Origin of the sequence: Mesorhizobium sp. M7A.F.Ca.CA.004.12.1.1 (assembly GCF_003997835.1) — a bacterium.
Lineage (GTDB): Bacteria > Pseudomonadota > Alphaproteobacteria > Rhizobiales > Rhizobiaceae > Mesorhizobium.
In genome coordinates this window covers 1-608 of the sequence record NZ_RZRK01001440.1, presented here as the reverse complement: position 1 = coordinate 608, position 608 = coordinate 1, and the positions used below count along the sequence as shown (strand labels likewise).

Genomic DNA, 608 nt, shown 5'->3' with positions numbered 1-608 from the left:
GTCCCTGCGTCTCCGCCTTGGGCGGGATCGGATAGAGCTCAGCGGTGTCAATGAAATTGACGCCACGCGAGAAAGCCAGGTCCATCTGGGCGTGGCCTTCGGCCTCGGTGTTCTGCTGGCCCCAGGTCATGGAGCCCAGGCAGATCTGGGTCACAAGAAGATCGGTCCGACCGAGACGGCGTTTGTGCATGAAATTCGGCTCCGGAGGAAGGCTGGCGCGACTGCGCGGAGGAAGCCGCATCTATAGGCAAAGCAGAGCCGCTCTCCAAGCCTCGCCAGACCGACTTTTGCGTGAACCAGCCGGGTTAGCGGCGAGCACCGGCTAGTGCACGGCGCTTGGCCTCGTCGATCAGCATGTTGGCCACTTGCATGCGGATCATGGCGCGCTGGCGCAAATGCGGGGCGACACGGTCGGGATGGTTGGCAAAGGCAAAGCGGCGGCGCATGCGGCTGAAGTCGGCGACCTGCCTGGGCTGATCGAGGCCAAGTTCGACGGCGATGGCTTCGGGATCGATCGGCGGCAGCTTTTCCTCGGGCTTTGGCTCTTCGCCGGCGAGAGCCAGCTTGGCATGATCGAGCAAGGCGGCGAATTCCGTCGCCAGATCCTG

2 protein-coding genes are annotated in these 608 nt (G+C 63.8%); both read right to left on the bottom strand.

The genetic code is table 11. The features are described from left to right. A partial coding sequence (locus tag EN984_RS36925; RefSeq protein ID WP_206517594.1) for an aldo/keto reductase occupies positions 1-190 on the bottom strand: 190 nt, incomplete at its 3' end. 115 nt (positions 191-305) lie between these two features. Further along, positions 306-608 (bottom strand): hypothetical protein (locus EN984_RS36920; protein ID WP_245480215.1); only part of this gene is annotated, 303 nt, incomplete at its 5' end.